Consider the following 25,659-nt stretch of genomic DNA (forward strand, 5'->3'; position numbering starts at 1 on the left):
AAGTACCATTCAAAACTTACCCGTTGATACCCGTATGTCCTGGTCAATCGATATCATTTCCTGCATTACCGATCGCTTTGTGGAACTGACGGCGACCGAAAAACGCATCGCGCAGTTCATTCTCGATGATGTCGCGGCGGCGGCAGAGCTGCCCATCGCAGAGATGGCGCGCCTGACCCACACCAGCCAGGCCTCGGTCACCCGCTTTGCCCGGGCGCTCGGCTGCAAAGACGTCCGCGAGCTGAAGATGAAGCTCGCGCAATCCCTGGCGGTCGGGCAGCGATTTATCCTCGATGTTCCGGACCTTGAGGGCGTGCAGGGGATCTACGAGTCGATCATCGGCGTGCTGGAGACCAACCGCCGGGCGCTGGATATTGAGGCGCTGAAGCGCGCGGTGAGCTGGCTGAGCGACGCGCGGCAGATCCTGGCCCTCGGGATGGGCGGCGGTTCCACCATCTGCGCCCAGGAGATCCAGTACCGTCTGTTTCGCCTCGGTCTGCCGGTGGTCAGCCAGAACGACGGCCTGCTGGTGCGCATGATGAGCTCGGCGGTGACGCCAAAGGATGTGGTTATCGTGCTGTCGCTGGGCGGCTATACCCAGGAAATTATTGAGAGCGCGGCGATTGCCAGGCAGTACGGCGCAAAGGTCATTGCCATCACCCCCGCCGGAACGCCGCTGGCGGAGCAGGCGGATCTGGTGCTGCCGCTGCTGGTGCGCGAAAACGACTATATCTTCAAGCCCAGCACTTCACGCTATGCGATGCTGGCGATGGTTGACGTGCTGGCCACCGAACTGGCGATGGCCAACAAAACCCAGGCAAAGGGCAGGCTGCGCCGGATTAAGCTGGCGCTCGACAGCCATCGCGGCGGCGTCGACAGGCAGCCGCTGGGCGATTAACCGCAGCGGGCGGCGGCGATAAACCTCTCCGCCTGCTGACGGGTACGCTCCACGGCCTGCCCGGCGCGATACAGATCGCTTCCCAGACCGGCGCCGGCGCATCCCGCCTCGACCCAGCTCGCCAGATTCTCCGGCGTCACGCCGCCGACCGCCAGCACCGGCACCTCCGGCGGCAGCACCGCTTTCAGCGCCCGAATATAGTCCGGGCCGAAGGTGGAAGACGGGAAAATCTTCAGCCACTGCGCCCCGGCGTCCAGCGCGCTAAACGCCTCGGTCGCGGTGGCGCATCCGGCGCAGACCCGCATTCCGCGCGCCACCGCCCGGCGGATGGTCGCCGGCTGAGTATTCGGCGTCACGATAAGCTTCGCCCCGGCATCGGCCAGAAAATCGACCTGCTCCACCTTAAGCACCGTTCCCGCGCCAATCACCGCCTGCTCGCCGAAGCGCGCGGCCATCTGCGGAATGCTCTGCTGCCAGTCCGGTGAGTTGAGCGGAATTTCGATATAGCGAAATCCCGCCATTATCAGCGTCTCAATATGCTCCGCCGCCTCAGCGGGGCGAATACCGCGTAAAATCGCCACCAGTTTAATCTTGTCCATGCATTATCCTCGCCATGCCGTTCAGCAATGCCTCATCGCCGCTGCAGCTGTTAACCGTCATTCCGCGCGCCCTCATCCCCCGGCTGTAGCGGGCATTCAGCGCCGGGTCGCCAACCAGCGTGACGCCAGAGGTACGGTAACGCTGCCCGAGGGTCGCCACCTCCGCGCCAATCAGCAGCCCGGAGAGATAGTCGCTGACCGAGGTTGCGGCCAGACCTCCCAGCACCCGGGCGGCCCTGGCGACAAACAGTTCGCTAATCAGCGACGGCTGCGCCAGTCCTTTTTCCAGCCCTCGTTCAAACGCCGCCTCGTCCGGCTGCTGGGCCGGCAGCCCTTTGCCGATCAGCGATTGCGTCATCAGCAGATGATGCAGTTCTCCGGTCATCGCCGTGGCAAAATGACGCACCATGCCGTCCGTCACCTGTACCCATTTGCAGTGGGTGCCCGGCAGCACATAGCACTCCGCCGGCGCCAGTTCCATAGCCCCCAGCAGCTGCGTCTCTTCGCCGCGCATCACGTTGAACTCCCCGTCCTGCGCAATCTTGAGCCCGGGAATAATCCACACGCCTTCAGCCACGGCGCATCGCAGCTGGCCCGGCGCGTCGATCGCCGCCGGGCAGGCCAGATACGGCACCGCTTGCCAGCCCGCATCGCTGCCGATCATCCCGGCCATCAGCACCGGCAGCATTTCGGCGCCGCGCCAGGGGGCCACATGCTCCGCGAATACGTCAGCGGGCGATCGTCCGTTCAGGCGGGTGATGCCCAGCGGCAGCTGCTTCGTTCCGACGCACTGGCCGTTGCGAATCAGCCAGCCGCGCAGCTGGGTAGAGCCCCAGTCGACGGCAATATAGTCCTTCATGGTGCTTCTCCCGAGGCCTGCACCACCGTCTTCGCCGGAATCGCCTGCCCTTCCCGCTCTTGCGTAATCATTTCCAGCGCCTGCTGGCGGCTGATTTTGCTGGCTGGCGTCATGACGGTGACAAAAATGGCGGAAACGAAGCTGCCGACGACCGACGGTATGCACGGATTGCCCCAGTAAGCCAGCCAGTCGGCTTTCATCAGAACCACAATCGACACCAGCATGCCGCTCAGCAGCGCGGTGAGCGCACCCTGCCAGTTAAAGCGCAGCCAGAAGCGGCCCAGAATTGAACAGACGAACAGCCCGGACATCAGCATGGAGATCATTTTGGTGATATAGCTGATGATATCGTTCGAGGTCAGGGCGAAGATCATCGCCAGGCCGATAACGAACGCCAGCATCCAGCGGGAGAGCGTTATCGCCTTATGCGCCGGCGGCATTTTTCCGGTAACGAGGGTGTAGACATCGCGCATCATGATGGCCACGGCGGCTATCGCATCGGAGCTGGCCGAAGACATGGTGGCGGAAAGCCCGGCAATCAGCACCACCAGCCCCAGTATCGCCGGCAGGAAGCTGGTGGCGAACAGGAAGGCGTAGTTGCTGTTCTCAAGATGGGGGTTCATTGTCCATGCCGCCATGCCGATAATCGCCGGCAGCACCGAGAAAAACAGATACAGCACGCCGGTATAGACAAACGAGCGGCGCACTGAAGAGACATCTTTCCCCGAATAAATACGCTGGCGATAGGAAGGGGTCGCCAGCACGCCGACGCCGATGACCATCGCCAGCGATAGCGCCGGAATGACGCCCAGCTTATCGACCGCGAACAGGCTCATCGCCCTGGGATCCATCGCCTGTACGATGGCATCCCATCCGCCGACGTGAACCACCGCCAGAATCGCCATCAGGATAAAGCCAAAAAAGAGAATTAATGCCTGAATGGTATCCGTCCATACCACCGCAGAATAACCGCCGATGATGACGTAAATCGCAAAGGCCAGGGCAATAATAATTTTGGCCACCGTCAGATTTATCCCCGTCGCCCAGGATAAATACATGCTGCCGCCAAGAATATGCGCCCCCAGCCAGCCAATCGAGGCAACAAATATCATTATGCCGACGATATTTTTAATTAAATGGCTGCCGCCCGTATAATAAGAGAGCTCTTCGCTCATGGTCATAAAGCGCAGTTTACGCACCGGGGCAAACAGCCAGGCCACCAGCAAAATACCGATGGCTCCGCCCACGCCGTAGAGCATTCCGGCCCAGCCGTTGCTGTAGCCGAAGCCTACGGCACCCATGCTTGAACCGGTCCCCACCATGGTCGCCACGGTGGAGCCCAGCGTCAGGAACAGCGGTAAGGAACGGCCGCCGAGTAAAAAATCTTCACCGCTTTTTTGATTACGCGACACGTACCAGCCAAGCCAAATCATGGCCAACGCGTAAATAATAAAGCCGACTAAAAAGATATGACTATTCATTATTCACATCCTGCCAGTTGAGTATGTAAAAGGTAAAAGGCTACGAAGCGCTGAATGAATTCAGCGCTCAAAAATCCTGTTTATATTTCTGGTTAATAAACTTTTATACGCGAGCCGCGTTATAACAGGTCACATCTACTTCGACTTTACAATCCACCACCAGGTCCGCGACGCAGCAGATACGGGCAGGCGGGTTGTCGCCAAAGAACTCGCGGAACACTTTATTGAAAGACTGGAAATAGCGCGCATCGGTGAGGATCACCTTGACGTGCACCACGTCGGCCAGGGTGTAGCCCGCTTCGGTCATGATATCCACGCAGTTCTGAATCGCCAGACGCGCCTGGTCGACAATCCCACCTTCCACCACTTCACCGTCCTTCATCGGCGTCTGGCCGGAAACGTACAGCCAGCCCCCCGCCTCCACCGCGCGCGCGAACGGCAGATGCTGCCCGCCGGTGCCGGTACCGCCTTCTACGCCATAACGTTTAATACTCATTTTGCACTCCTTAGTTCATTCGGCGGCGCAGGAAACGCCCCGCGCGCCCGATAATCTTTTTGTCGCTACCGTAGCTCATCACGCCGTTGACCATCACCGCCTCGATCCCCTCCGCCGGTTGTTTCGGGTCGGAGAAGCTGGCGACATCGCGCACCGTCTGCGGATCGAACAGCACCAGATCGGCAAAGTAGCCCACTTTCACCAGCCCACGATCCGCCAGCTGGAAACGCGCCGCCGACAGCCCGGTCATCTTGTGGATAGCGGTGGTCAGCGGAAACAGCCGTTCATCGCGGCTGTAGTGGCCCAGGACCCGCGGGAACGCGCCCCACAGCCGCGGATGCGGCATCGGGTCGTTCGGCAGACCGTCGGAGCCGATCATGGTCACCGGATAACGCAGCACCCGCCGCACGTCCTGCTCATCCATGTTGTAGTAGATGGCGCCTGCGGGCATCAGCCGCGCCGCCGCCTCGTGCAGGCTAACCTGCCAGCCGTCGGCAATCTGCCGCAGGGTTTTCCCGGCCTGCTCGGGCTGCGCTTCCGACCAGGTGATGACGATATCGAACTCATCGGTCACCTGCTTCATATCCAGCGTCGATGAGCTGGCGGAATAGGGATAGCAGTCGCAGGCAATCTCCTGGCGCTGGCGCATCTCATCGAAGAAGGCCAGCGTCTCGCGGGTGCGGCCCCAGTTTTTCGCGCCGGCGCACTTATGATGCGAGACCACCACCGGCACGTTGCCGTGGCGGCCAATGCGGAACGCCTCATCGAGCGCCTCCAGAATCGGCTCGAACTCCGAACGCAGGTGGGTGGTATAAATTCCCCCCTCCGCCGCCAGCTCCTCGGCCAGCGCCATCACCTCTTCGGTGGTGGACTGAAACGCGCTGGCGTAGGCCAGCCCGCTGCTCAGACCCAGGGCCCCCTGACGCAGCGCGTCGCGCAGCTGCACCCGCATTCCGGCGATCTCGGTGTCCGTCGCCGGACGGAACAGATCGTCCATATGGTTATTGCGCAGCGCGGTATGGCCAATCAGCGTGCCGACGTTCAATGACGGCTTCGCCGCCTCCACCGCGTGGGCGTAAGCGTTAACGGTGGGGTAAACAAAGTGCTCCTGCTCGCCCAGCAGGTTCATCGGGTCAGGCACGCCGTCGCGCAGGGTCGCCGTCGCCGCGCTGATCCCGCAGTTGCCGACAATCACCGTCGTCACCCCCTGACTCAGCTTGGGCAAATAGGCTGGCATACGAATGACGTTGATGTCGTCATGGGTATGCACATCGATAAACCCGGGCGCCAGCACGCGCCCCTGCCCGTCAATCACCTGCTCCGCCGGCAGGTTCAGCGCCGGGGCCATATCTACAATCCGATCGCCCTTCACCGCCACGTCACCGCGATACTGCGGTCCGCCGCTGCCGTCAATGACCGTGACGTTTTTGAAAAGCCAGTTAACTTTCATCTCAATGACTCCCTTTCAACTCTGTCGACAAGTTAATCATTTACAAGGCGGAAAAACAGTGGAAAACTACGCAAAAACCAGATCAAATTGTGATACTTTTATTCACAAACAATAAAAATCACACATTAAATTTATATTTTTCAATCAATTAAAATTGATACTCAGCTTTATTCCGAGCATAAACCCTAAAAGGATAATGTTATGAAATACCACTCCGATACGCTTATTCCGCACAAAGCCGCCGCGATGGCCGCTCCGGCAAATCTGCTGGCGGAGGAGGTCTGCCTCCCCGCCGCGCTGCTGAAAAAAACGGCGCTGGAAAATAACATCGCCTGGATGCAGCGCTACGCCGACGCGCGCGGCGTCTCGCTGGCGCCGCACGGTAAAACAACGATGACGCCGTGGATTTTTCAGGCCCAGCAGCGGGCGGGCGCATGGGGAATCGGCGTGGGCAGCGCCTGGCAGGCCAGCGCGGCGATGGCCAGCGGCGTTGAGCGCGTTCTGATGGTCAATCAGCTGGTCGGCAGGGCGAATATGCAGGCGGTATCGCGCCTGAAGGCGCATTACCGGGCGGCGGAGTTTATCTGCTGCATCGATAGCCTCGCCAACGCCCGCGCGCTGTCGGCCTTTTTTAGCGAACGGCGGCAAACGCTGGACGTGCTGATTGAGCTGGGCGTGGCCGGCGGGCGCTGCGGCTGCCGCAGCGTTGAGGATGCTCAGGCCCTGGCGGAGGCCGTCGCGGACCTTCCAGGCCTTAAGCTGCGCGGACTTGAGCTGTATGAAGGGGTGTTACACGGCGACGATCCGCAGCCGCAGGTGGAAGCTCTGCTGCGCCAGGCCGCCGATTTGGCCTGCCGGATGGCGCATCTGGTTGAGGGGGAGTTTGTGCTGACCGGCGCCGGTACCGTCTGGTATGACGTGGTGTGCAATATCTGGCTGGCGGCGAAGAAACCGGCGCGATGCCGGATCGTTATCCGCCCCGGCTGCTATATCACCCACGACCTGGGGATCTACGATATCGCGCAGAAAGCGCTGGTGGCGCGCGATCCGATCGCCTGCGATCTGGGCGGTGATTTAACCTCGGCGCTGGAGCTAATGGCGATGGTCCAGTCGGTGCCGGAAGCGGATCGCGCGGTGGTCAACTTCGGTAAGCGCGACTGCGCCTTCGACGCCGGACTGCCGCAGCCGATCGCTCGGTATCGCAACGGCGAGCAGCTCTCCGCGGAGGGGATCGAGAGCGTGGGGATCATGGATCAGCACTGTATGCTGCGCCTCGCGCCGGGCAGCGACGTGCAGGTCGGCGATATTCTGGTGTTCGGTACCTCGCATCCGTGCCTGACGTTTGATAAATGGAAAACCCTACTGCTGGTGGACGAGCAGTATAACGTGCTGGAAGAGCTCGATACCTTGTTCTGAGCGGCGGGGAATTCCCCGGATGGCGGCTGGCGCCTTATCCGGGCTACGGGATGGCACCGGCCCGTAGCCCCGGTAAGCACAGCGCGACCGGGGGAATATTTCTAGCTTCACGGAAGGAAAATTACGCCTCTTCCTCTCCATCCATCCCATTCCCCAGGGCGATAAACTCCTCCAGCAGCGCGGTAAGCTGACGCATTTTTTCGACGGTAAATTGGGCTTCGATCTGACGATAGGCTTCTTCCACCTGGGCCTGGGCGCTTTCATACAGCTTCAGGCCCGCAGGCGTCAGCGAAACGTACAGCTTGCGCTGATCGTTAACCGGTTTTAAACGCAGCACCAGGCCGTCGCGCTCCATACGGGTCAGAATACCGGTCAGGCTCGGACGTAAAATACAGGCGCGAAAGGCTAGATCGTGAAAATCCATCGACGGATGTTCGGCGAGGATGCGCACGATACGCCACTGCTGCTCGGTCAGATTGTGGCGTTTAACGATGGGCCGAAAGTGGGCCATCGCCGCTTCCCGCGCCTGCAGCAGCGCGATAGTTAACGAATCATGCATCACATACCTCTGAAGTAAATCCCCAATCTGTTAATAAGTTAATAATTAGCGCTAATTCCTTCTGAAGGCAACCGGTTTCTGCCTCTGAAAAGTACCAGAAGGTACAAGGAAATTAATTATCTAATTGATTAACAACAAATAAAAAACATATCTGTAAATTTATTGTTAATCCGATCACAAAACATTCACTTCTGTTTGCCAAACCTTTCCGCAAAGCATAAAAGATGATCATTAACATATTAATGAATTTATTAACTTCCCGATTCCGTAGCAGAGGAGTGGTCAATGAAAGGTACCATCTTCGCCGTGGCGCTTAACCACCGCAGCCAGCTCGACGCCTGGCGCGAAGCGTTCCAGCAGGCCCCGTATAAAACTCCGCCGAAGACCGCGGTCTGGTTTATCAAACCGCGCAACACCGTTATCGGCGACGGCGAGAGCATTCCCTATCCGCAAGGCGAAACCGTGCAGAGCGGCGCCACCGTGGCGCTGATCGTCGGTAAAATCGCACGCAAAATCGCCGTGGAAGACGCCGCGGCTTATATTGCCGGATACGCGCTGGCCAACGACGTCAGCCTGCCGGAAGAGAGCTTCTATCGTCCGGCCATCAAAGCTAAATGCCGCGACGGCTTCTGCCCGCTTGGCGCGCTCGCGCCGCTCAGCAACGTCGATAACCTGACCATCATCACCGAAATCAACGGTCGCGAAGCGGACAGCTGGAATACCGCCGATCTCCAGCGCTCCGCCTCCGGGCTGCTGAGCGCCCTGAGCGAATTCGCCACCCTCAATCCCGGCGATGCGATTCTGATCGGTACACCCCACTCCCGCGTTACGCTGCGCCCCGGCGATCGCGTACGCATTCTCGCCGAGGGCTTCCCGGCGCTGGAAAACCCGGTGGTTGCTGAAGGAGAACTGGCATGAAACAGGCACGTATTGAGTGGCAGGGGCAACGGCACGATGTCCAGGTTGATGAACGCGGGCAGGTCCAGCTCGCCAACGGCAGGTTACTTCAGGAAGGCGAGTTTCGCTGGCTGCCGCCCGCCGACGGCACCCTGTTCGCGCTGGGCCTGAACTACGCCGATCACGCCAGCGAGCTGGCGTTTACGCCGCCAACCGAGCCGCTGGTGTTTATCAAAGCGCCCAATACCTTTATCGGCCATAGGCAAGAGTCGGTGCGCCCGGATAACGTCGAGTACATGCACTACGAGGCTGAACTGGTGGTGGTGATCGGCAAAACCGCGCGTAAGGTCGCCGCAGCCGACGCCATGGCGTACGTGGCCGGATACACCGTCTGCAACGACTACGCCATCCGCGACTACCTGGAGAACTACTATCGCCCCAACCTGCGGGTCAAAAGCCGCGACACCCTGACGCCGATCGGCCCGTGGATCGTCGGCAAAGAGACGATCCCGGATCCGCATAACCTGGCGCTGCGCACCTGGGTCAATGGCGAACTGCGCCAGCAGGGCACCACCGCCGATCTGATCTTCAGCATTCCGTTCCTGATCGCTTACCTCAGCGAATTTATGACCCTGCAGCCGGGCGACATGATCGCCACCGGCACGCCTAAAGGGCTATCGGACGTGGTGCCGGGCGATGAAGTGATCGTCGAAGTGGAAGGCATCGGCCGCCTGGTCAACCACATCATTAGCCAGCAGGCATATGAGGAGAAGCTGTCATGAAAAAAATTAACCACTGGATCAACGGCAAAAGCGTCGCCGCCGCGGAGTATTTCCATACCACCAACCCGGCCACCGGCGAAGTGCTGGCGGAAGTCGCCTCCGGCGGCGCCGATGAGGTGAATCAGGCGGTGGCGGCGGCGAAAGAGGCGTTTCCGAAATGGGCCAATCTGCCGATGAAAGAGCGCGCGCGCCTGATGCGTCGGCTGGGGGATCTGATCGACCAGAACGTCCCGGAGATCGCCGCCATGGAGACCGCCGATACCGGTCTGCCGATCCACCAGACCAAAAACGTGCTGATCCCGCGCGCCTCGCACAACTTCGAATTCTTCGCCGAGGTGTGCCAGCAGATGAACGGCAAGACCTACCCGGTTGACGACAAGATGCTCAACTACACCCTCGTGCAGCCGGTCGGCGTTTGCGCGCTGGTGTCGCCGTGGAACGTGCCGTTTATGACCGCCACCTGGAAGGTGGCGCCGTGCCTCGCGCTGGGCAATACCGCGGTGCTGAAGATGTCCGAGCTGTCGCCGTTAACCGCCGACCGTCTTGGTGAGCTGGCGCTGGAAGCGGGTATTCCAGCGGGGGTGCTGAACGTGGTGCAGGGCTATGGCGCCACCGCTGGCGATGCGCTGGTCCGCCACCATGACGTACGCGCGGTCTCGTTCACCGGCGGCACCGCCACCGGGCGCAACATCATGAAAAACGCCGGCCTGAAAAAATACTCCATGGAGCTGGGCGGCAAATCGCCGGTGCTGATTTTCGAAGACGCCGATATTGAGCGCGCCCTCGACGCCGCGCTGTTCACCATTTTCTCGATCAACGGCGAACGCTGCACCGCCGGCTCGCGCATCTTCATTCAGCAGAGCATCTACCCCGAGTTCGTTAAACGCTTCGCCGAGCGGGCTAACCGCCTGCGCGTTGGCGACCCCACCGACCCGAACACCCAGGTGGGCGCGCTGATTAGCCAGCAGCACTGGGAGAAAGTCTCCGGCTATATCCGCCTCGGCATTGAAGAGGGGGCAACCCTGCTGGCAGGCGGCGCGGATAAACCCGCCGATCTGCCCGCCCATCTGAGAAACGGCAACTTCCTGCGGCCAACGGTGCTGGCGGACGTCGATAACCGCATGCGCGTGGCGCAGGAAGAGATTTTTGGCCCGGTAGCCTGTCTGCTGCCGTTTAAAGACGAGGCGGAAGGTCTGCGCCTGGCCAACGACGTGGAGTACGGCCTCGCCTCTTATATCTGGACCCAGGACGTCAGCAAGGTGCTGCGCCTGGCGCGCGGCATCGAAGCCGGAATGGTGTTCGTCAACACCCAGAACGTCCGCGACCTGCGTCAGCCGTTCGGCGGCGTGAAGGCCTCCGGTACCGGCCGCGAAGGCGGCGAATACAGCTTTGAAGTGTTCGCTGAAATGAAAAACGTCTGCATCTCGATGGGCGACCATCCGATCCCAAAATGGGGAGTCTGATATGGGAAAGTTAGCGTTAGCAGCAAAAATCACTCACGTACCGTCGATGTATCTCTCTGAACTGCCGGGTAAAAACCACGGCTGCCGCCAGGGAGCCATCGATGGGCATAAAGAAATCGGCAAGCGGTGCCGCGAGCTGGGCGTGGATACCATCATCGTCTTTGATACCCACTGGCTGGTTAACAGCGCCTACCACATCAACTGTGCCGACCATTTCCAGGGCGTCTATACCAGCAACGAGCTGCCGCATTTTATTCGCGACATGACCTACGACTACGACGGTAATCCGGCGCTCGGCCACCTGATCGCCGACGAAGCGGTCAAACTCGGGGTCCGCGCCAAAGCGCACAACATTCCGAGCCTGAAGCTGGAGTACGGCACCCTGGTGCCGATGCGCTATATGAACAGCGATAAGCATTTCAAAGTGGTCTCTATCTCGGCGTTCTGTACCGTCCATGATTTTGCCGACAGCCGCAGGCTGGGCGAAGCCATTCTTAAGGCTATCGAGAAATATGACGGCACCGTGGCGGTCTTTGCCAGCGGCTCGCTGTCGCACCGTTTCATCGACGACCAGCGCGCCGAAGAGGGGATGAACAGCTATACCCGCGAGTTCGATCACCAGATGGACGAACGGGTCGTGAAGCTGTGGCGCGAAGGCAAATTCAAAGAGTTCTGCACCATGCTGCCGGAGTACGCCGACTACTGCTTCGGCGAAGGCAATATGCACGACACGGTGATGCTGCTGGGCCTGCTGGGCTGGGACAAATACGACGGCAAAGTAGAGTTTATTACCGAGCTGTTCGCCAGCTCCGGCACCGGCCAGGTCAACGCCGTCTTCCCGCTGCCGGAAACGGCGTAAGGAGCACGCAGAATGCCGCATTTTATCGCTGAATGTACCGACAACATCCGCGAGCAGGCTGATTTACCGGGCCTGTTCGGCAAAGTGAACGCCGCGCTGGCGGCCACCGGCATCTTTCCCATCGGCGGCATTCGCAGTCGCGCCATCTGGCTGGATACCTGGCAGATGGCCGATGGCCAGCACGATTACGCCTTTGTGCATATGACGCTGAAAATTGGCGCCGGACGCAGCCTGGAGAGCCGCCAGGACGTGGGCGATATGCTGTTCACGCTGATCAAAGCCCATTTCGCCGCGCTGATGGAGAGCCGCTATCTGGCGCTGTCGTTTGAGATTGATGAACTACACCCGACGCTGAACTACAAGCAGAACAACGTGCACGCCTTGTTTAAATAGCGTGCGGCCGGTCAGGCCCTCTCCCGCCGGGAGAGGGCGAAACGACGCCGGCTTTTATTTCCGGCGCAGCAGCACCGAATGACGTAACAGGAAGCAACTATGCTCGATAAACATACCCATACCCTGATCGCCCAGCGGCTGAACCAGGCGGAAAAACAGCGTGAACAGATCCGCGCTATTTCGCTGGATTACCCGACGATCACTATCGAAGACGCCTACGCGGTACAGCGCGAATGGGTAAATATGAAAATCGCCGAAGGCCGCGTGCTGAAAGGGCATAAAATCGGCCTGACCTCAAAAGCAATGCAGGCCAGTTCGCAAATCAGCGAACCGGATTACGGCGCGCTGCTGGACGATATGTTTTTCCACGACGGCGGCGATATTCCTACCGACCGCTTTATCGTCCCGCGTATCGAAGTGGAGCTGGCCTTCGTGCTGGCCAAACCGCTGCGCGGCCCCCACTGCACCCTGTTCGACGTCTACAACGCCACCGACTACGTGATCCCGGCGCTGGAGCTGATTGACGCCCGCTGCCACAACATCGACCCGGAAACCCAGCGTCCGCGTAAAGTCTTCGACACCATCTCCGATAACGCCGCCAACGCCGGGGTGATCCTCGGCGGCCGCCCGATTAAACCCGACGAGATGGATCTGCGCTGGATCGCCGCCCTGCTCTATCGCAACGGCGTGATTGAAGAGACCGGCGTCGCCGCGGGGGTGCTGAATCACCCGGCCAACGGCGTGGCCTGGCTGGCGAACAAGCTGGCGCCGTACGATGTCCAGCTGGAAGCCGGGCAGATTATTCTCGGCGGCTCCTTTACCCGTCCGGTACCGGCGCGCAAGGGCGACACCTTCCACGTCGACTACGGCAACATGGGCGCGATTAGCTGCCGCTTTGTCTAGGAGAAACATGATGCATAACGCCTTTAAAGACGCCTTAAAAGCGGGTCGTCCGCAGATTGGCCTGTGGCTGGGGCTGACCAGCAGCTACAGCGCCGAGCTGCTGGCCGGGGCCGGGTTCGACTGGCTGCTGATCGACGGCGAGCATGCGCCAAACAGCGTGCAGACGATCCTGACCCAGCTACAGGCGATCGCCCCCTACCCCAGCCAGCCGGTGGTGCGGCCGTCGTGGAACGACCCGGTGCAGATTAAACAGCTGCTGGATATCGGCGCGCAAACCCTGCTGGTGCCGATGGTGCAGAACGCCGACGAAGCGCGGCTGGCGGTGAAAGCCACCCGCTACCCGCCCGCGGGCATTCGCGGCGTCGGCAGCGCGCTGGCCCGCGCCTCGCGCTGGAACCGCGTCCCGGATTATCTCCATCAGGCCAACGACGCGATGTGCGTGCTGGTGCAGATCGAAACCCGCGAAGCGCTCAACAATCTGCCGCAGATCCTCGATGTCGAGGGCGTGGACGGCGTGTTTATTGGCCCGGCGGATCTGAGCGCCGATATGGGCTTCAGCGGCAACCCGCAGCACCCGGAAGTGCAGGCCGCTATTGAGCGCGCCATCGGGCAAATTCGCGCAGCGGGCAAAGCGCCGGGGATCCTGATGGCCAGCGAGCCGCTGGCGAAGCGCTACCTGGAACTCGGCGCGCTGTTTGTCGCCGTCGGCGTCGATACCACCCTGCTGGCCCGCGGCGCGGAAGCGCTGGCGGCACGATTTGGCGCGGAAAAAACCGCCCAGGGTTCGTCAGGCGTCTATTAATACCCGCAGTACCCTACAAAATTCCCATTAGAGGAAAATGATAATGAGCGATACATCATCTGCCATCCCGGAAAAGTTCGATCCGGCTAATCAGCACAAGCAGCTGACGGCGCAGCAGCAGTCGGTTATCAACAAGCTCTTTCGCCGCCTGATCGTCTTTTTGTTTGTGCTGTTTATCTTTTCGTTTTTAGATCGCATCAATATCGGCTTTGCCGGGCTGACCATGGGGCAGGATCTGGGCCTTAACGCCACCATGTTCGGTCTTGCCACCACCCTGTTTTACGCCACCTACGTGATATTCGGCATTCCCAGCAACGTGATGCTCAGCATCGTTGGCGCTCGCCGCTGGATCGCCACCATCATGGTGCTGTGGGGCATCGCCTCCACCGCCACCATGTTCGCGACCGGGCCGAACAGCCTCTATATCCTGCGCATGCTGGTAGGCATCACCGAGGCCGGTTTTCTGCCCGGCATTCTGCTCTATCTGACTTACTGGTTTCCGGCCTTTTTCCGCGCCCGCGCCAACGCGCTGTTTATGATCGCGATGCCGGTGACCACCGCGCTGGGGTCGATCGTCTCCGGCTATATCCTGTCGATGGACGGCCTGCTGAACCTGCACGGCTGGCAGTGGCTATTCCTGCTGGAAGGATTCCCGTCGGTGCTGCTCGGTATTATGGTCTGGTTCTGGCTTGATGATTCGCCGTCGAAGGCGAAATGGCTGACCGCGGACGATAAAAAATGCCTGCAGGAGATGATGGATAACGACCGCCTGACGCTGGTCCAGCCGGAAGGGGCGATCAGCCATCACGCCATGCAGCAGCGCAGCCTGTGGCGGGAAGTGTTCACGCCAATCGTGCTGATGTACACCCTGGCCTACTTCTGCCTGACCAATACGCTCAGTGCGATCAGCATCTGGACGCCGCAGATCCTCAAAAGCTTTAACGAAAGCAGCAGCAATATCACCATCGGCCTGCTGGCGGCGATCCCGCAGATTTGTACCATTCTGGGGATGATCTACTGGAGCCGCCACTCCGATAAACATCAGGAGCGTAAGCACCACACCGCCCTGCCGTTCCTGTTCGCCGCCGCGGGCTGGCTGCTGGCGTCGGCCACCGATCACAACCTGATCCAGCTGCTCGGGATCGTGATGGCCTCCACCGGATCGTTTAGCGCAATGGCCATTTTCTGGACCACGCCGGATCAGTCAATCAGCCTGCGCGCCAGAGCAATCGGCATCGCGGTGATCAACGCGACGGGTAATATCGGATCGGCGCTCAGCCCCTTTATGATCGGCTGGCTGAAGGATATTACCGGCAGCTTCAGCAGCGGCCTGTGGTTCGTCGCCGCCCTGCTGGTCATCGGCGCGATGATTATCTGGGCGATTCCGATGAAAGGAACGCGTCCGCGCGCGACGCCGTAAGGAGCCGCCATGTGCCAGAGCCCGATAGCCAATATCGATATTAATAAAGAGTACGATGAGAGCCTGGGGACGGAAGATGTGCATTATCAATCGTTTGCCAGGATGGCGGAGTTCTTTGGCCGCGATATGCAGGCGCACCGTCACGACCAGTATTTTCAGATGCACTTTCTCGATACCGGGCAGATTGAGCTGCAGCTCGACGATCATCGCTATTCGGTGCAGGCGCCGCTGTTTGTCCTGACGCCGCCTTCGGTGCCGCACGCTTTTATCACCGAGTCCGATAGCGACGGTCACGTGCTGACGGTGCGCGAGGATCTGGTCTGGCCGCTGCTGGAGGTGCTCTATCCCGGCACGCGGGAGGCTTTTGGTCTGCCGGGCATCTGCCTGTCGCTGGCCGACAGGCCCGAGGAGCTGGCGGCGCTGGCGCACTACTGGCGGCTGATTGAACGGGAATCGACGTCGCAGCTGCCGGGGCGGGAACATACCCTGACGCTGCTGGCGCAGGCGGTGTTCACCCTGCTGCTGCGCAACGCGAAGCTTGACGATCACGCGGCCAGCGGGATACGCGGTGAGCTCAAGCTGTTCCAGCGGTTTAACCAGCTGATCGATGGCCACTACCATCAGCACTGGACGGTGCCGGATTACGCCAGCGAGCTGCATCTGACCGAATCCCGGTTAACCGATATCTGCCGCCGCTTCGCCAACCGGCCGCCCAAACGGCTGATTTTCGACAGGCAGCTGCGCGAAGCCAAGAGGCTGCTGCTCTTTTCCGACAGCGCGGTCAACGAGATAGCCTGGCAGCTGGGCTTTAAGGATCCGGCCTATTTTGCCCGCTTTTTTAACCGTTTAGTCGGCTGCTCGCCGAGCGCGTTCAGAACGCAAAAAGTACCGGTATCATAAGATCTTACCGGGGACGGCGCGGCGAGTTCGCAGCCGTCTGAGAGGCGGTAGCCCGGGCATGGCGCGTCAAGCGCCGCCCCCGGAGCAGAGCGCAGAGTCACTGAATTTCCCGGAGGCGATGCTGCGCATCTGTCCGGGCTATAAATTCAAAACCCGCCCTGACTTGTCGTCGGCTCACCGGGGAGCCTGGCCAGAAAATAGAAAAACCAACCCCCGATCACATAACCCAACCCCGCCTGAAAAGTACCGACCGTTGACCTAAAAGTCTCTTCACGAAAGCCGCGTTAACCGCTTCAATTAAACAACAAAAACAAAACATAAATTTAACATCGCATTCCGATTAATACTGAAGAGGTCACCTATGAAACCTGAAAATTTCCGTGCCGACGCTAAACGCCCGTTAACCGGTGAAGAGTACCTGAAGAGCCTGCAGGACGGCCGCGAAATCTATATCTACGGCGAACGCGTTAAGGACGTGACCACCCACCCGGCGTTCCGCAACGCCGCCGCCTCCGTCGCGCAGATGTACGACGCGCTGCATAAACCCGAGCTGCAGGATACCCTGTGCTGGAGCACCGATACCGGCAGCGGCGGCTATACCCACAAGTTCTTCCGCGTCGCGAAAAGCGCCGACGATCTGCGCCAGCAGCGCGACGCTATCGCCGAATGGTCGCGCCTGAGCTACGGCTGGATGGGACGTACCCCGGACTACAAAGCGGCATTCGGCTGCGCGCTCGGCGCAAACCCGGCGTTTTATGGCCAGTTTGAACAGAACGCCCGCAGCTGGTACACCCGCATTCAGGAAACCGGCCTCTACTTTAACCACGCCATCGTCAACCCGCCCATCGACCGCCATAAGCCGGCCGACGAAGTGAAAGACGTCTATATCAAGCTGGAGAAAGAGACCGATGCCGGGATTATCGTCAGCGGCGCGAAAGTGGTAGCCACCAACTCGGCGCTCACCCACTACAACATGATTGGCTTCGGCTCGGCGCAGGTGATGGGCGAAAATCCGGACTTCGCGCTGATGTTCGTCGCGCCGATGGACGCCGAAGGGGTCAAGCTTATCTCCCGCGCCTCCTATGAGCTGGTCGCCGGGGCAACCGGATCGCCCTACGATTATCCGCTCTCCAGCCGCTTCGACGAAAACGATGCGATCCTGGTGATGGATAATGTGCTGATCCCATGGGAAAACGTGCTGATCTATCGCGACTTCGATCGCTGCCGCCGCTGGACGATGGAGGGCGGCTTCGCCCGCATGTATCCGCTGCAGGCCTGCGTGCGTCTGGCCGTGAAGCTCGACTTTATCACCGCCCTGCTCAAGCGCTCGCTGGAGTGTACCGGCACCCTTGAATTCCGCGGCGTGCAGGCGGATCTCGGCGAAGTGGTGGCCTGGCGCAATATGTTCTGGGCGCTGAGCGACTCGATGTGCGCCGAAGCCACGCCGTGGGTTAACGGCGCGTATCTGCCGGATCACGCCGCGCTGCAAACCTATCGCGTGATGGCGCCGATGGCCTACGCCAAAATCAAAAACATTATTGAACGCAACGTCACCAGCGGCCTGATCTATCTGCCGTCCAGCGCCCGCGATCTCAATAATCCGCAGATCAACGAATACCTGGCGAAATACGTGCGCGGATCTAACGGCATGGATCACGTCGAGCGCATCAAGATCCTCAAACTGATGTGGGACGCCATCGGCAGCGAGTTTGGCGGCCGTCATGAACTGTACGAAATCAACTACTCCGGTAGCCAGGATGAGATTCGCCTGCAGTGCCTGCGTCAGGCGCAGAGCTCCGGCAACATGGACAAAATGATGGCGATGGTGGATCGCTGCCTGTCCGAGTACGACCAGAACGGCTGGACGGTGCCGCATCTGCACAACAATACCGATATCAACATGCTGGATAAGCTGCTGAAGTAACCGGCAGCGGGAGGTCACAATGCAATTAGATGAACAACGTCTGCGTTTTCGCGATGCCATGGCCAGTCTGTCGGCCGCCGTTAACGTCATCACCACCGAAGGCGAGGCGGGCCGCTGCGGTATCACCGCCACCGCGGTCTGTTCGGTGACCGATACGCCGCCGTCGGTAATGGTCTGCATCAACGCTAACAGCGCGATGAATCCGGTGTTCCAGGGCAACGGCAAGCTGTGCATCAACGTGCTGAACCACGAGCAAGAGGAGATGGCCCGCCACTTCGCCGGCATGACCGGGATGACGATGGATGACCGTTTCGGCCTCAGCGGCTGGCAAAAAGGCGCGCTGGGCCAGCCGGTGCTGAAAGGTGCGCTGGCGAGCCTCGAGGGTGAGATTAGCCAGGTGCAGACCATCGGTAGCCACCTGGTCTATCTGGTGGAAATCAGGAACATTACCCTGAGCCAGCAGGGCCACGGGCTGATTTACTTTAAGCGCCGCTTCCATCCGGTGATGATGGAGATGGACGTCGTGGCGTAGTTTTGCCTTCCCCTCTCTCGCGGGAGAGGGGATTACCTCGCTTCCCACCATCGTCACGGCGGGAATATTCCTGTGATCTCAATCACATATTTAAACCTACCGGGATTCCTGCCCAACCGCTTACCCTCGCAAGTGACCGCTTAACCCCGAATATAACCACTCACAGATTTACCCAACTTTACGCGCGCGACGTTCTGGCAAGATGGTCCCCAGCATAGCTAATCAATGCCTCCTCAAACCCTAACTAAACCCAGACGGCTTCGGCCCATTATTCATCTTATTAAGCCAGGTTTTACTATGGATACTAAAAAGTTATTCAAGCACATACCCTGGGTGATTCTTGGAATCATCGGGGCATTTTGCCTCTCGGTCGTCGCTCTGCGCCGCGGCGAGCACGTCAGTGCGCTGTGGATCGTGGTGGCGTCGGTTTCCGTCTACCTCGTCGCCTACCGTTATTACAGCCTGTATATCGCGCAAAAGGTCATGAAGCTCGACCCTACGCGCTCCACGCCTGCGGTGATTAACAACGATGGCCTGAACTACGTTCCGACCAACCGCTACGTACTGTTCGGCCACCACTTTGCCGCGATTGCCGGCGCCGGTCCGCTGGTGGGCCCGGTGCTCGCCGCGCAGATGGGCTACCTGCCGGGTACCCTGTGGCTGCTGGCGGGCGTCGTGCTGGCAGGAGCGGTGCAGGACTTTATGGTGCTGTTTATCTCCTCGCGCCGTAACGGTGCCTCGCTGGGGGAAATGATCAAGCAGGAGATGGGTCCGGTGCCGGGTTCCATCGCGCTGTTCGGCTGCTTCCTGATAATGATCATCATCCTTGCGGTGCTGGCGTTAATCGTGGTGAAAGCGCTGGCGGAAAGCCCGTGGGGCGTATTCACCGTCTGCTCGACCGTGCCGATTGCCCTGTTTATGGGTATCTATATGCGCTTCCTGCGTCCGGGCCGCGTGGGTGAAGTTTCAGTTATCGGTATCGTGCTGCTGGTGGCGTCCATCTGGTTCGGCGGCATCATTGCCCACGACCCGTACTGGGGCCCGGCGCTGACCTTTAAAGACACCACCATTACCTTTACCCTGATTGGCTACGCGTTCATCTCCGCGCTGCTGCCGGTATGGCTGATTCTGGCGCCGCGCGACTACCTGGCGACCTTCCTGAAAATTGGCGTGATCGTCGGCCTGGCGCTGGGTATCGTTATCCTCAACCCGGACCTGAAAATGCCGGCGGTGACCCAGTACATTGACGGTACCGGTCCGCTGTGGAAAGGCGCGCTGTTCCCGTTCCTGTTTATCACTATCGCCTGCGGCGCGGTCTCCGGCTTCCACGCCCTGATCGCCTCCGGCACCACGCCGAAGCTGCTGGCTAACGAAACCGACGCCCGCTTTATCGGCTACGGCGCGATGCTGATGGAATCTTTCGTCGCTATCATGGCACTGGTAGCGGCCTCAATTATCGAACCGGGCCTCTACTTCGCGATGAACACCCCGCCGGCGGGTCTGGGCATCACCATGCCGAACCTGCACGAAATGGGCGGTGAGAACGCCGCGCTGATTGCCGCGCAGCTGAGGGATGTCACCGCACACGCGGCAGCGACCGTCAGCTCCTGGGGCTTCGTGATCTCACCTGAGCAAATCCTGCAAACCGCGAAAGATATCGGCGAACCGTCGGTACTGAACCGCGCGGGCGGCGCGCCGACGCTGGCCGTGGGTATCGCTCATGTGTTCCACAAAATCATCCCGATGGCGGATATGGGCTTCTGGTACCACTTCGGTATTCTGTTTGAAGCGCTGTTTATCCTTACCGCGCTGGATGCCGGTACCCGTGCAGGCCGCTTTATGCTGCAGGATCTGCTGGGCAACTTCGTGCCGTTCCTCAAGAAAACCGATTCGCTGGTGGCCGGTGTTATCGGTACCGCGGGCTGCGTCGGCCTGTGGGGCTACCTGCTGTATCAGGGCGTGGTCGACCCGCTGGGCGGCGTGAAGAGCCTGTGGCCGCTGTTCGGTATCTCTAACCAGATGCTGGCCGCCGTGGCGCTGGTGCTCGGCACCGTGGTGCTGGTCAAAATGCAGCGCACCAAATATATCTGGGTCACCGTGATCCCGGCCGCATGGCTGCTGCTGTGCACCACCTGGGCGCTGGGTCTGAAACTGTTCAGCACCAACCCGCAGATGGAAGGCTTCTTCTTCATGGCGCAGCAGTATAAAGAGAAGATCGCCGCCGGCGGCGAACTGACCGCGCAGCAGATTGCCAACATGAACCATATCGTGGTGAACAACTACACTAACGCGGGTCTGAGCATTCTGTTCCTGGTGGTGGTTTACAGCATCATCTTCTACGGCATCAAAACCTGGCTCAACGTGCGCAACAATAAAGTGCGTACCGACAAAGAGACCCCGTACGTGCCGGTACCGGAAGGCGGCGTGAAGACCTCTTCCCATCACTAAACCTTAATGCCGGATGGCGCTACGCTTATCCGGTCTACACAAACGAATGTTTGTAGGCCGGATGAGGCGCTAGCCGCCATCCGGCTTTATTCGTTCTCTGGGACTCACAATGTTTGGTAACTTAGGTCAGGCAAAAAAATACCTCGGTCAGGCAGCGAAAATGCTGATTGGCATTCCGGATTACGATAATTACGTCGAGCATATGCAGACTAACCATCCGGACAAGCCGTACATGACCTACGATGAATTCTTTCGCGAACGCCAGCAGGCCCGCTACGGCGGCGACGGCAAAGGCGGCGTACGCTGCTGCTAATGGAGGCAAACATGGCACCGATTGCAGTCACCCTGCTCACCGGTTTTCTTGGCGCGGGTAAGACCACCCTGCTGCGCCATATCCTGAACGAACGGCACGGCTTTAAAATTGCCGTTATCGAAAACGAATTTGGCGAAGTCGCCGTCGATGACCAGCTTATCGGCGATCGCGCCACGCAGATTAAAACCCTGACCAACGGCTGCATCTGCTGTACCCGCTCCAACGAGCTGGAAGACGCCCTGCTCGATCTGCTCGACAGCCGCGATCGCGGAGAAATTGATTTTGACCGGCTGGTGATCGAATGTACCGGCATGGCCGACCCCGGCCCGATCATCCAGACCTTTTTCTCTCACGATGTGCTGTGTGAACGCTATCTGCTGGATGGCGTGATTGCGCTGGTTGACGCGGTGCATGCCGACCAGCAGATGAATCAGTTCACCATTGCCCAGTCGCAGGTGGGCTACGCCGATCGTATCCTGCTCAGCAAAACTGACGTGGCGGGCGACAGCGACAAGCTCCGCGAACGGCTGATGCGTATTAACGCCCGCGCGCCGATTTACAACGTCACCCACGGCGATATCGACCTGAATCTGCTGTTTAACACCAGCGGCTTTATGCTGGAAGAGAACGTGGTCAGCAGCAAACCGCGCTTCCACTTTATGGCCGATAAGCAGAACGACGTGTCGTCTATCGTGGTGGAGCTGGATTATCCGGTGGATATCAGCGACGTGTCGCGGGTGATGGAAAACCTGCTGCTCACCTTTGCTGAACAGCTGATGCGCTATAAAGGGATGCTATGGATCGACGGCGAGCCCAACCGCCTGCTGTTCCAGGGCGTTCAACGGCTATACAGCGCCGACTGGGACCGGCCGTGGGGCGATGAGCGGCCGCACAGTACCCTGGTGTTTATTGGGATACAGCTTCCGGAAGATGAGATTCGCACCGCATTTGCGAGCCTGCGCAAGTAGTCATGTCGCTCGCCCCCCTCTTCTGGAGGGGGAATGCGCGGCTGAAATGTAAAATTTCGTTCTTATATGTAACAATAGAAATGTTTTTGGAAATAATTAGAAAGCCAATTATTGCGTCTACAACCGCTTTTTCTCACCCGTTCAGCGAATATTTAGCCAAAAGATTCAACTCACGCTCAACGGCTAAAGATTACCCATTGACTCCGCAGTAAAAACAACTAACAAACAACACAAATAAATATATCTAATAACAAAATTAGCATAAAGCAGTCATCACTTGCTGATTTGCAGTCATAAAAATCGATTGTTAAGGTGCCCTCCGCGTAATGTAATGATGAGGCATAAAACATGAAAAAGCTGAATATCCTTCTTCTCTCGGCGTTGACTGCCGTCTCGGGATCCGCACTCGCGATGGGCGGCACCGTTGAGCAGGGCAAGAACTTCACCAACCTGAATCTGGAAATGGGGAAATCCTCCTCTGGCCTGTATGTGGAAAGCAACTGGCTCAAAAATACCGATGACGGTACCCAGACAGGCGGCGTCGGCGCGGGTTATAACCTGGAACTCGGCCCGGTGATGTTCAATGCCGGCGCGAAAGCCATCTACCTCGGCCCTAAAAAAGGCGATAACGGCGTGGCCTTCCCCATCGGCGGCGGCGTCAACGTTGCCCTGACCGACAGCATCCATCTCTATGGTGAGGGCTATGCCGCACCGGAGGGCCTGAACAATAGCGTCAAAAACTACGTTGAAGCCAACGGCGGCGTAAGCTGGACGCCAATCACCCCGGTCACGCTGAAAGTGGGCTATCGCCATGTCAGCGTCGACGGCAAAGATGGCCGTCCGGGCCACACGCTGATTGACGGCGCCTATGTCGGCGGCGGGGTTACCTTCTGATGAACGGCCGCTTCGCCGCGCTTTGCGTTTTGAGCTTCACCGTGCTGCTGTCAGGCTGCGTCCAGTACAAATGGGTGAAGCCGGGCGTCAGCGATACGGAGATGAATAAAAAGCTCACGGAATGCGAAGCGCAGGCGCTGATCGATCTCCCCCCGGATAACGTTGTTACCGGTTCAAGCTCGGAAAAAACGGACAAAAAGAACAAGAAAAAGGATATTTCCACCAGCTATACGGTCGAGGACGCCAATGAGGGGCGCAGAGATACGCTCGTCGACAGCTGCATGTTTAAGAGCGGCTGGGATAAGATTGAAGTTCAGTGAACACAAAAAAACCTGCCGGATGGCAGGTTTTTGTCTTTCACGCCGTTATTTATGCACGACTACCAGCTTCTGATTCACAAACTCTTTAATCCCGAGATCGGAAAGCTCGCGGCCAAACCCGGAACGCTTAACGCCGCCAAACGGCAGCTCCGGCGCGGTATCGGTTAGCCAGTTGATATAGACCATCCCGGTTTCAATCCGCGAGGCCATGCGTTTCGCTCTTTCGATATCCTGGCTGAATACGGCTCCGCCAAGGCCATAGTGCGAATCGTTAGCCAGCTTCACCGCCTCATCGTCATCTTTCACCACGTAGATTTGCGCAACCGGGCCGAAGAACTCTTCGAAGTAAGCCGGGTTATCGCGGGTAATACCGGTGAGTATGGTGGGCTCGAAAAAGCTGCCCTCCCGCTGCACGGGTTTACCGCCCAGGTGCAGCTTCGCGCCGTTTTTCACCGCGTCGTTCACCTGCCTGGTCAGTGTATCCAGCGCATCTTTTGAGGAGAGCGGCCCCAGCGTCGTGCTCTCATCCAGCGGATCGCCGATTTTCACCTGACGGAAGGCCTCGGTAAACTGGCTCAGGAACGAGTCGGCAATTTTTTCATGCAGGATAAAGCGCTTCGCCGCGGTGCACACCTGGCCTGCATTGTTGAGCCGCGCCTGCACGCCGATCTTCACCGCCTCCGCCAGATCGGCATCGTCCAGGACCACAAAGACATCGTTTCCGCCCAGTTCAAGCGTCGCTTTCTTGATGTGTTTAGCCGCCTGCGCCGCCACCACGCCACCGGCTTTTTCCGACCCGGTCAGGGCCGCACCCTGTACGCGATCGTCGGCGATAATCTTCGCCACCTGATCCTGAGAAATAAACAGATTAGTCCACGCCCCTTCCGGCGCACCGGCTTCGCGTACCAGGTGGGCGAAGGTTTCCGCACAGTGCGGGACGATGCTGGCATGTTTGGCGATAACCGGGTTCCCCGCCGCCAGGTTCGGCGCCAGCACGCGCATCAGCTGATAATAAGGGAAGTTCCACGGTTCTACCGCCATCAACACGCCGATAGGATGGTGTTCAACCCAGGCTTCGCCCAGTTCTGACGGATATTTTACCGGCGCCAGAAACTGTTTGGCGTTGTCGGCATAGTAACGAGCAATTTGCGCGCACAGCTTCACTTCACCGCGGCTTTGCTCAATCAGTTTGCCCATCTCCTGGCTGGCGATTTTCGCCAACTCTTCAACCCGGCTGTCGATCAAGTCCGCCAGTTTATGCAGTACCGGCAGGCGCTGGTCAATATCCCCTTTCGCCCACGGCGAATGATAAAGCGCATCCGCCTTCTGCAGAGCCGCTTCTACGTCCGCATCACTGTGTGCCGGAAACTCTTTAATAAGCTGGTTATTGGCAGGATTCACCGTCTGATAAGCCATATCGTATGTCTCCTTGTTATCGCTGTTAACGCAGTCATAAATACCGCACAGGATATTAAGGGTAGTCGAGATAGCTGAGGATGCGGCCAAACTCAGAGAGATACAGAATTTTCCAGAAATGAAACGTAGCGCGCTATCGGCATAAATCGCTCAGGAATAAAAACATAATATCAATGAGTTAGTGAATAACGGCCCGAATGTCCTCCTCCGACAAACCGGTAATTCTCAGCACCGTTTCCAGGGCCATACCTTCGGCAACCATCGTTTGAGCAATACGCAGCGCTTCGGCCCGCGGCCCCTCCTCAACGCCCTCAAGTCGACCTTCCCGCTTCCCCTGCCTGCGCCCCACTTCACGTAACCTTTCGGCGATAGTCATGAGCTTCTCCTTATGCTGCGGAACACGCTGGGCCACTTCGCGGATAAATTCCCCCAATCGAAACACTTTTCCCAAATGAATCAGGTAATTAAACAGCGTTTTTAGCTGCCTGTCATTAGCGTATCCGCTAAGCAAAATGGCCGTCAGAGGTTCCACAATGCCCAGCAAATCGCGCTGACGAATAGGTTTTTGCATCAGCTCCAGTCAGGCGACTCTTCGATGCTGGACAATTTCGTCATCAGGCACGACGGTAATATCCACCAGCGGAAACGGCATGGTATAAACAGCTAT

26 protein-coding genes and 1 pseudogene are annotated in these 25,659 nt (G+C 58.9%); 18 read left to right on the forward strand and 9 right to left on the reverse strand.

The annotated features are described in order from the left end of the window. The first annotated feature begins 34 nt into the window (after positions 1 to 34). Complete coding sequence (locus HMPREF1144_RS11540) at positions 35 to 898, forward strand: MurR/RpiR family transcriptional regulator (protein WP_014227796.1); 864 nt, start codon at positions 35 to 37, stop codon at positions 896 to 898. Here the strand turns inward: HMPREF1144_RS11540 and HMPREF1144_RS11545 are convergent. The 5 genes from HMPREF1144_RS11545 to HMPREF1144_RS11565 all read right to left on the reverse strand — a co-directional run bounded on the left by HMPREF1144_RS11545 (position 895) and on the right by HMPREF1144_RS11565 (position 5,783). Beyond that, positions 895 to 1,497: a 2-dehydro-3-deoxy-6-phosphogalactonate aldolase gene (locus HMPREF1144_RS11545; protein ID WP_004098327.1), complete on the reverse strand. Its 603-nt coding sequence runs from the start codon at positions 1,495 to 1,497 to the stop codon at positions 895 to 897. The two genes, HMPREF1144_RS11540 and HMPREF1144_RS11545, sit on opposite strands and share 4 nt — an antisense overlap. Next, positions 1,484 to 2,356, reverse strand: coding sequence for a 2-dehydro-3-deoxygalactonokinase (locus tag HMPREF1144_RS11550; RefSeq protein WP_004098325.1), 873 nt, complete (start codon positions 2,354 to 2,356; stop codon positions 1,484 to 1,486). The genes HMPREF1144_RS11545 and HMPREF1144_RS11550 overlap by 14 nt, the downstream gene beginning before the upstream one ends. Continuing rightward, positions 2,353 to 3,837, reverse strand: a complete 1,485-nt coding sequence (locus HMPREF1144_RS11555) for a sodium:solute symporter family protein (RefSeq protein WP_009652822.1) — start codon at positions 3,835 to 3,837, stop codon at positions 2,353 to 2,355. The genes HMPREF1144_RS11550 and HMPREF1144_RS11555 overlap by 4 nt, the downstream gene beginning before the upstream one ends. 103 nt (positions 3,838 to 3,940) lie before the next feature. Next, positions 3,941 to 4,333 carry a RidA family protein gene (locus tag HMPREF1144_RS11560; protein WP_004098320.1) on the reverse strand — a complete coding sequence of 131 codons (393 nt, stop codon included), beginning with the start codon at positions 4,331 to 4,333 and terminating at the stop codon, positions 3,941 to 3,943. Between the two features lie 10 nt (positions 4,334 to 4,343). Then, on the reverse strand, positions 4,344 to 5,783 hold the full coding sequence (locus HMPREF1144_RS11565; RefSeq protein WP_009652844.1) for an N-acyl-D-amino-acid deacylase family protein: 1,440 nt from the start codon (positions 5,781 to 5,783) through the stop codon (positions 4,344 to 4,346). 201 nt (positions 5,784 to 5,984) lie between these two features. Here HMPREF1144_RS11565 and HMPREF1144_RS11570 point away from each other — a divergent pair, with 201 nt between their 5' ends. Continuing rightward, complete coding sequence (locus HMPREF1144_RS11570) at positions 5,985 to 7,199, forward strand: amino acid deaminase (protein WP_004098316.1); 1,215 nt, start codon at positions 5,985 to 5,987, stop codon at positions 7,197 to 7,199. 121 nt (positions 7,200 to 7,320) lie between these two features. Here HMPREF1144_RS11570 and hpaR read toward each other — a convergent pair whose 3' ends face one another. Next, positions 7,321 to 7,758 (reverse strand): homoprotocatechuate degradation operon regulator HpaR, encoded by a 438-nt coding sequence (gene hpaR, locus HMPREF1144_RS11575; RefSeq protein WP_009652847.1) that lies wholly within the window; start codon positions 7,756 to 7,758, stop codon positions 7,321 to 7,323. A 285-nt stretch (positions 7,759 to 8,043) separates the two neighbouring features. Here hpaR and HMPREF1144_RS11580 point away from each other — a divergent pair, with 285 nt between their 5' ends. From HMPREF1144_RS11580 to HMPREF1144_RS11655, 16 genes are all read left to right on the forward strand, one after another. After that, entirely contained in the window at positions 8,044 to 8,676 is a 633-nt protein-coding gene (locus HMPREF1144_RS11580) for a fumarylacetoacetate hydrolase family protein (RefSeq protein WP_009652850.1), read from the forward strand. Beyond that, positions 8,673 to 9,437 carry a fumarylacetoacetate hydrolase family protein gene (locus tag HMPREF1144_RS11585; protein WP_004098311.1) on the forward strand — a complete coding sequence of 255 codons (765 nt, stop codon included), beginning with the start codon at positions 8,673 to 8,675 and terminating at the stop codon, positions 9,435 to 9,437. Before HMPREF1144_RS11580 ends, HMPREF1144_RS11585 begins: the two co-directional genes overlap by 4 nt. Then, positions 9,434 to 10,900, forward strand: a complete 1,467-nt coding sequence (gene hpaE / locus HMPREF1144_RS11590; RefSeq protein ID WP_004098309.1) for a 5-carboxymethyl-2-hydroxymuconate semialdehyde dehydrogenase — start codon at positions 9,434 to 9,436, stop codon at positions 10,898 to 10,900. The genes HMPREF1144_RS11585 and hpaE overlap by 4 nt, the downstream gene beginning before the upstream one ends. Before the next feature lies 1 nt (position 10,901). Further along, a complete protein-coding gene (hpaD, locus tag HMPREF1144_RS11595) occupies positions 10,902 to 11,759 on the forward strand; it encodes a 3,4-dihydroxyphenylacetate 2,3-dioxygenase (RefSeq protein WP_004098307.1) in 858 nt (285 codons plus the stop codon). A gap of 12 nt (positions 11,760 to 11,771) precedes the next feature. Further along, positions 11,772 to 12,152 carry a 5-carboxymethyl-2-hydroxymuconate Delta-isomerase gene (locus HMPREF1144_RS11600; RefSeq protein ID WP_004098305.1) on the forward strand — a complete coding sequence of 127 codons (381 nt, stop codon included), beginning with the start codon at positions 11,772 to 11,774 and terminating at the stop codon, positions 12,150 to 12,152. Positions 12,153 to 12,251: 99 nt separating this feature from the next. Next, positions 12,252 to 13,055 carry a 2-oxo-hept-4-ene-1,7-dioate hydratase gene (gene hpaH / locus HMPREF1144_RS11605; protein WP_009652823.1) on the forward strand — a complete coding sequence of 268 codons (804 nt, stop codon included), beginning with the start codon at positions 12,252 to 12,254 and terminating at the stop codon, positions 13,053 to 13,055. 10 nt (positions 13,056 to 13,065) lie between these two features. After that, on the forward strand, positions 13,066 to 13,857 hold the full coding sequence (hpaI, locus tag HMPREF1144_RS11610) for a 4-hydroxy-2-oxoheptanedioate aldolase (protein WP_004098302.1): 792 nt from the start codon (positions 13,066 to 13,068) through the stop codon (positions 13,855 to 13,857). Positions 13,858 to 13,900: 43 nt separating this feature from the next. After that, the gene (hpaX, locus tag HMPREF1144_RS11615; protein WP_004098301.1) at positions 13,901 to 15,277 is read left to right on the forward strand and encodes a 4-hydroxyphenylacetate permease; all 1,377 of its coding nucleotides are present in this window, start codon (positions 13,901 to 13,903) and stop codon (positions 15,275 to 15,277) included. Between the two features lie 9 nt (positions 15,278 to 15,286). After that, positions 15,287 to 16,177, forward strand: a complete 891-nt coding sequence (gene hpaA / locus HMPREF1144_RS11620; protein ID WP_009652862.1) for a 4-hydroxyphenylacetate catabolism regulatory protein HpaA — start codon at positions 15,287 to 15,289, stop codon at positions 16,175 to 16,177. A gap of 361 nt (positions 16,178 to 16,538) precedes the next feature. Beyond that, the gene (hpaB, locus tag HMPREF1144_RS11625; RefSeq protein ID WP_004098298.1) at positions 16,539 to 18,101 is read left to right on the forward strand and encodes a 4-hydroxyphenylacetate 3-monooxygenase, oxygenase component; all 1,563 of its coding nucleotides are present in this window, start codon (positions 16,539 to 16,541) and stop codon (positions 18,099 to 18,101) included. 19 nt (positions 18,102 to 18,120) lie between these two features. Then, positions 18,121 to 18,633 (forward strand): 4-hydroxyphenylacetate 3-monooxygenase reductase subunit, encoded by a 513-nt coding sequence (locus HMPREF1144_RS11630; RefSeq protein WP_004098296.1) that lies wholly within the window; start codon positions 18,121 to 18,123, stop codon positions 18,631 to 18,633. A gap of 297 nt (positions 18,634 to 18,930) precedes the next feature. Beyond that, on the forward strand, positions 18,931 to 21,081 hold the full coding sequence (locus HMPREF1144_RS11635) for a carbon starvation CstA family protein (RefSeq protein ID WP_004098294.1): 2,151 nt from the start codon (positions 18,931 to 18,933) through the stop codon (positions 21,079 to 21,081). A 109-nt stretch (positions 21,082 to 21,190) separates the two neighbouring features. Next, entirely contained in the window at positions 21,191 to 21,394 is a 204-nt protein-coding gene (locus tag HMPREF1144_RS11640; protein WP_004098292.1) for a YbdD/YjiX family protein, read from the forward strand. 11 nt (positions 21,395 to 21,405) lie between these two features. Then, a complete protein-coding gene (gene yjiA, locus HMPREF1144_RS11645) occupies positions 21,406 to 22,362 on the forward strand; it encodes a GTPase (protein ID WP_004098291.1) in 957 nt (318 codons plus the stop codon). 348 nt (positions 22,363 to 22,710) lie between these two features. Further along, complete coding sequence (locus tag HMPREF1144_RS11650) at positions 22,711 to 23,256, forward strand: YfaZ family outer membrane protein (RefSeq protein WP_004098290.1); 546 nt, start codon at positions 22,711 to 22,713, stop codon at positions 23,254 to 23,256. Then, positions 23,256 to 23,576 (forward strand): hypothetical protein, encoded by a 321-nt coding sequence (locus tag HMPREF1144_RS11655; RefSeq protein ID WP_004098289.1) that lies wholly within the window; start codon positions 23,256 to 23,258, stop codon positions 23,574 to 23,576. Before HMPREF1144_RS11650 ends, HMPREF1144_RS11655 begins: the two co-directional genes overlap by 1 nt. A 45-nt stretch (positions 23,577 to 23,621) precedes the next feature. Here the strand turns inward: HMPREF1144_RS11655 and HMPREF1144_RS11660 are convergent, their stop codons facing one another. The 3 genes and pseudogenes from HMPREF1144_RS11660 to HMPREF1144_RS34000 form a co-directional block, all read right to left on the reverse strand. Further along, complete coding sequence (locus HMPREF1144_RS11660) at positions 23,622 to 24,992, reverse strand: NAD-dependent succinate-semialdehyde dehydrogenase (protein ID WP_009652829.1); 1,371 nt, start codon at positions 24,990 to 24,992, stop codon at positions 23,622 to 23,624. 178 nt (positions 24,993 to 25,170) lie between these two features. Continuing rightward, positions 25,171 to 25,563 carry a transposase gene (locus HMPREF1144_RS11665; RefSeq protein WP_009652856.1) on the reverse strand — a complete coding sequence of 131 codons (393 nt, stop codon included), beginning with the start codon at positions 25,561 to 25,563 and terminating at the stop codon, positions 25,171 to 25,173. Between the two features lie 12 nt (positions 25,564 to 25,575). Further along, positions 25,576 to 25,653, reverse strand: a pseudogene (locus HMPREF1144_RS34000) (Rpn family recombination-promoting nuclease/putative transposase); the annotation flags it as partial. Positions 25,654 to 25,659: the final 6 nt, after the last annotated feature.

Source organism: Klebsiella sp. OBRC7, assembly GCF_000293135.1.
In the GTDB taxonomy this organism is placed as follows: Bacteria; Pseudomonadota; Gammaproteobacteria; order Enterobacterales; family Enterobacteriaceae; genus Klebsiella; species Klebsiella michiganensis.

Coding starts and splice junctions, on each gene's coding strand:
- HMPREF1144_RS11540 (WP_014227796.1), top strand. CDS start 35: ATGTCCTGGTCAATCGATATCATTTCCTGCATTACCGATCGCTTTGTG.
- HMPREF1144_RS11545 (WP_004098327.1), bottom strand. CDS start 1,497: ATGGACAAGATTAAACTGGTGGCGATTTTACGCGGTATTCGCCCCGCT.
- HMPREF1144_RS11550 (WP_004098325.1), bottom strand. CDS start 2,356: ATGAAGGACTATATTGCCGTCGACTGGGGCTCTACCCAGCTGCGCGGC.
- HMPREF1144_RS11555 (WP_009652822.1), bottom strand. CDS start 3,837: ATGAATAGTCATATCTTTTTAGTCGGCTTTATTATTTACGCGTTGGCC.
- HMPREF1144_RS11560 (WP_004098320.1), bottom strand. CDS start 4,333: ATGAGTATTAAACGTTATGGCGTAGAAGGCGGTACCGGCACCGGCGGG.
- HMPREF1144_RS11565 (WP_009652844.1), bottom strand. CDS start 5,783: ATGAAAGTTAACTGGCTTTTCAAAAACGTCACGGTCATTGACGGCAGC.
- HMPREF1144_RS11570 (WP_004098316.1), top strand. CDS start 5,985: ATGAAATACCACTCCGATACGCTTATTCCGCACAAAGCCGCCGCGATG.
- hpaR (WP_009652847.1), bottom strand. CDS start 7,758: ATGCATGATTCGTTAACTATCGCGCTGCTGCAGGCGCGGGAAGCGGCG.
- HMPREF1144_RS11580 (WP_009652850.1), top strand. CDS start 8,044: ATGAAAGGTACCATCTTCGCCGTGGCGCTTAACCACCGCAGCCAGCTC.
- HMPREF1144_RS11585 (WP_004098311.1), top strand. CDS start 8,673: ATGAAACAGGCACGTATTGAGTGGCAGGGGCAACGGCACGATGTCCAG.
- hpaE (WP_004098309.1), top strand. CDS start 9,434: ATGAAAAAAATTAACCACTGGATCAACGGCAAAAGCGTCGCCGCCGCG.
- hpaD (WP_004098307.1), top strand. CDS start 10,902: ATGGGAAAGTTAGCGTTAGCAGCAAAAATCACTCACGTACCGTCGATG.
- HMPREF1144_RS11600 (WP_004098305.1), top strand. CDS start 11,772: ATGCCGCATTTTATCGCTGAATGTACCGACAACATCCGCGAGCAGGCT.
- hpaH (WP_009652823.1), top strand. CDS start 12,252: ATGCTCGATAAACATACCCATACCCTGATCGCCCAGCGGCTGAACCAG.
- hpaI (WP_004098302.1), top strand. CDS start 13,066: ATGCATAACGCCTTTAAAGACGCCTTAAAAGCGGGTCGTCCGCAGATT.
- hpaX (WP_004098301.1), top strand. CDS start 13,901: ATGAGCGATACATCATCTGCCATCCCGGAAAAGTTCGATCCGGCTAAT.
- hpaA (WP_009652862.1), top strand. CDS start 15,287: ATGTGCCAGAGCCCGATAGCCAATATCGATATTAATAAAGAGTACGAT.
- hpaB (WP_004098298.1), top strand. CDS start 16,539: ATGAAACCTGAAAATTTCCGTGCCGACGCTAAACGCCCGTTAACCGGT.
- HMPREF1144_RS11630 (WP_004098296.1), top strand. CDS start 18,121: ATGCAATTAGATGAACAACGTCTGCGTTTTCGCGATGCCATGGCCAGT.
- HMPREF1144_RS11635 (WP_004098294.1), top strand. CDS start 18,931: ATGGATACTAAAAAGTTATTCAAGCACATACCCTGGGTGATTCTTGGA.
- HMPREF1144_RS11640 (WP_004098292.1), top strand. CDS start 21,191: ATGTTTGGTAACTTAGGTCAGGCAAAAAAATACCTCGGTCAGGCAGCG.
- yjiA (WP_004098291.1), top strand. CDS start 21,406: ATGGCACCGATTGCAGTCACCCTGCTCACCGGTTTTCTTGGCGCGGGT.
- HMPREF1144_RS11650 (WP_004098290.1), top strand. CDS start 22,711: ATGAAAAAGCTGAATATCCTTCTTCTCTCGGCGTTGACTGCCGTCTCG.
- HMPREF1144_RS11655 (WP_004098289.1), top strand. CDS start 23,256: ATGAACGGCCGCTTCGCCGCGCTTTGCGTTTTGAGCTTCACCGTGCTG.
- HMPREF1144_RS11660 (WP_009652829.1), bottom strand. CDS start 24,992: ATGGCTTATCAGACGGTGAATCCTGCCAATAACCAGCTTATTAAAGAG.
- HMPREF1144_RS11665 (WP_009652856.1), bottom strand. CDS start 25,563: ATGCAAAAACCTATTCGTCAGCGCGATTTGCTGGGCATTGTGGAACCT.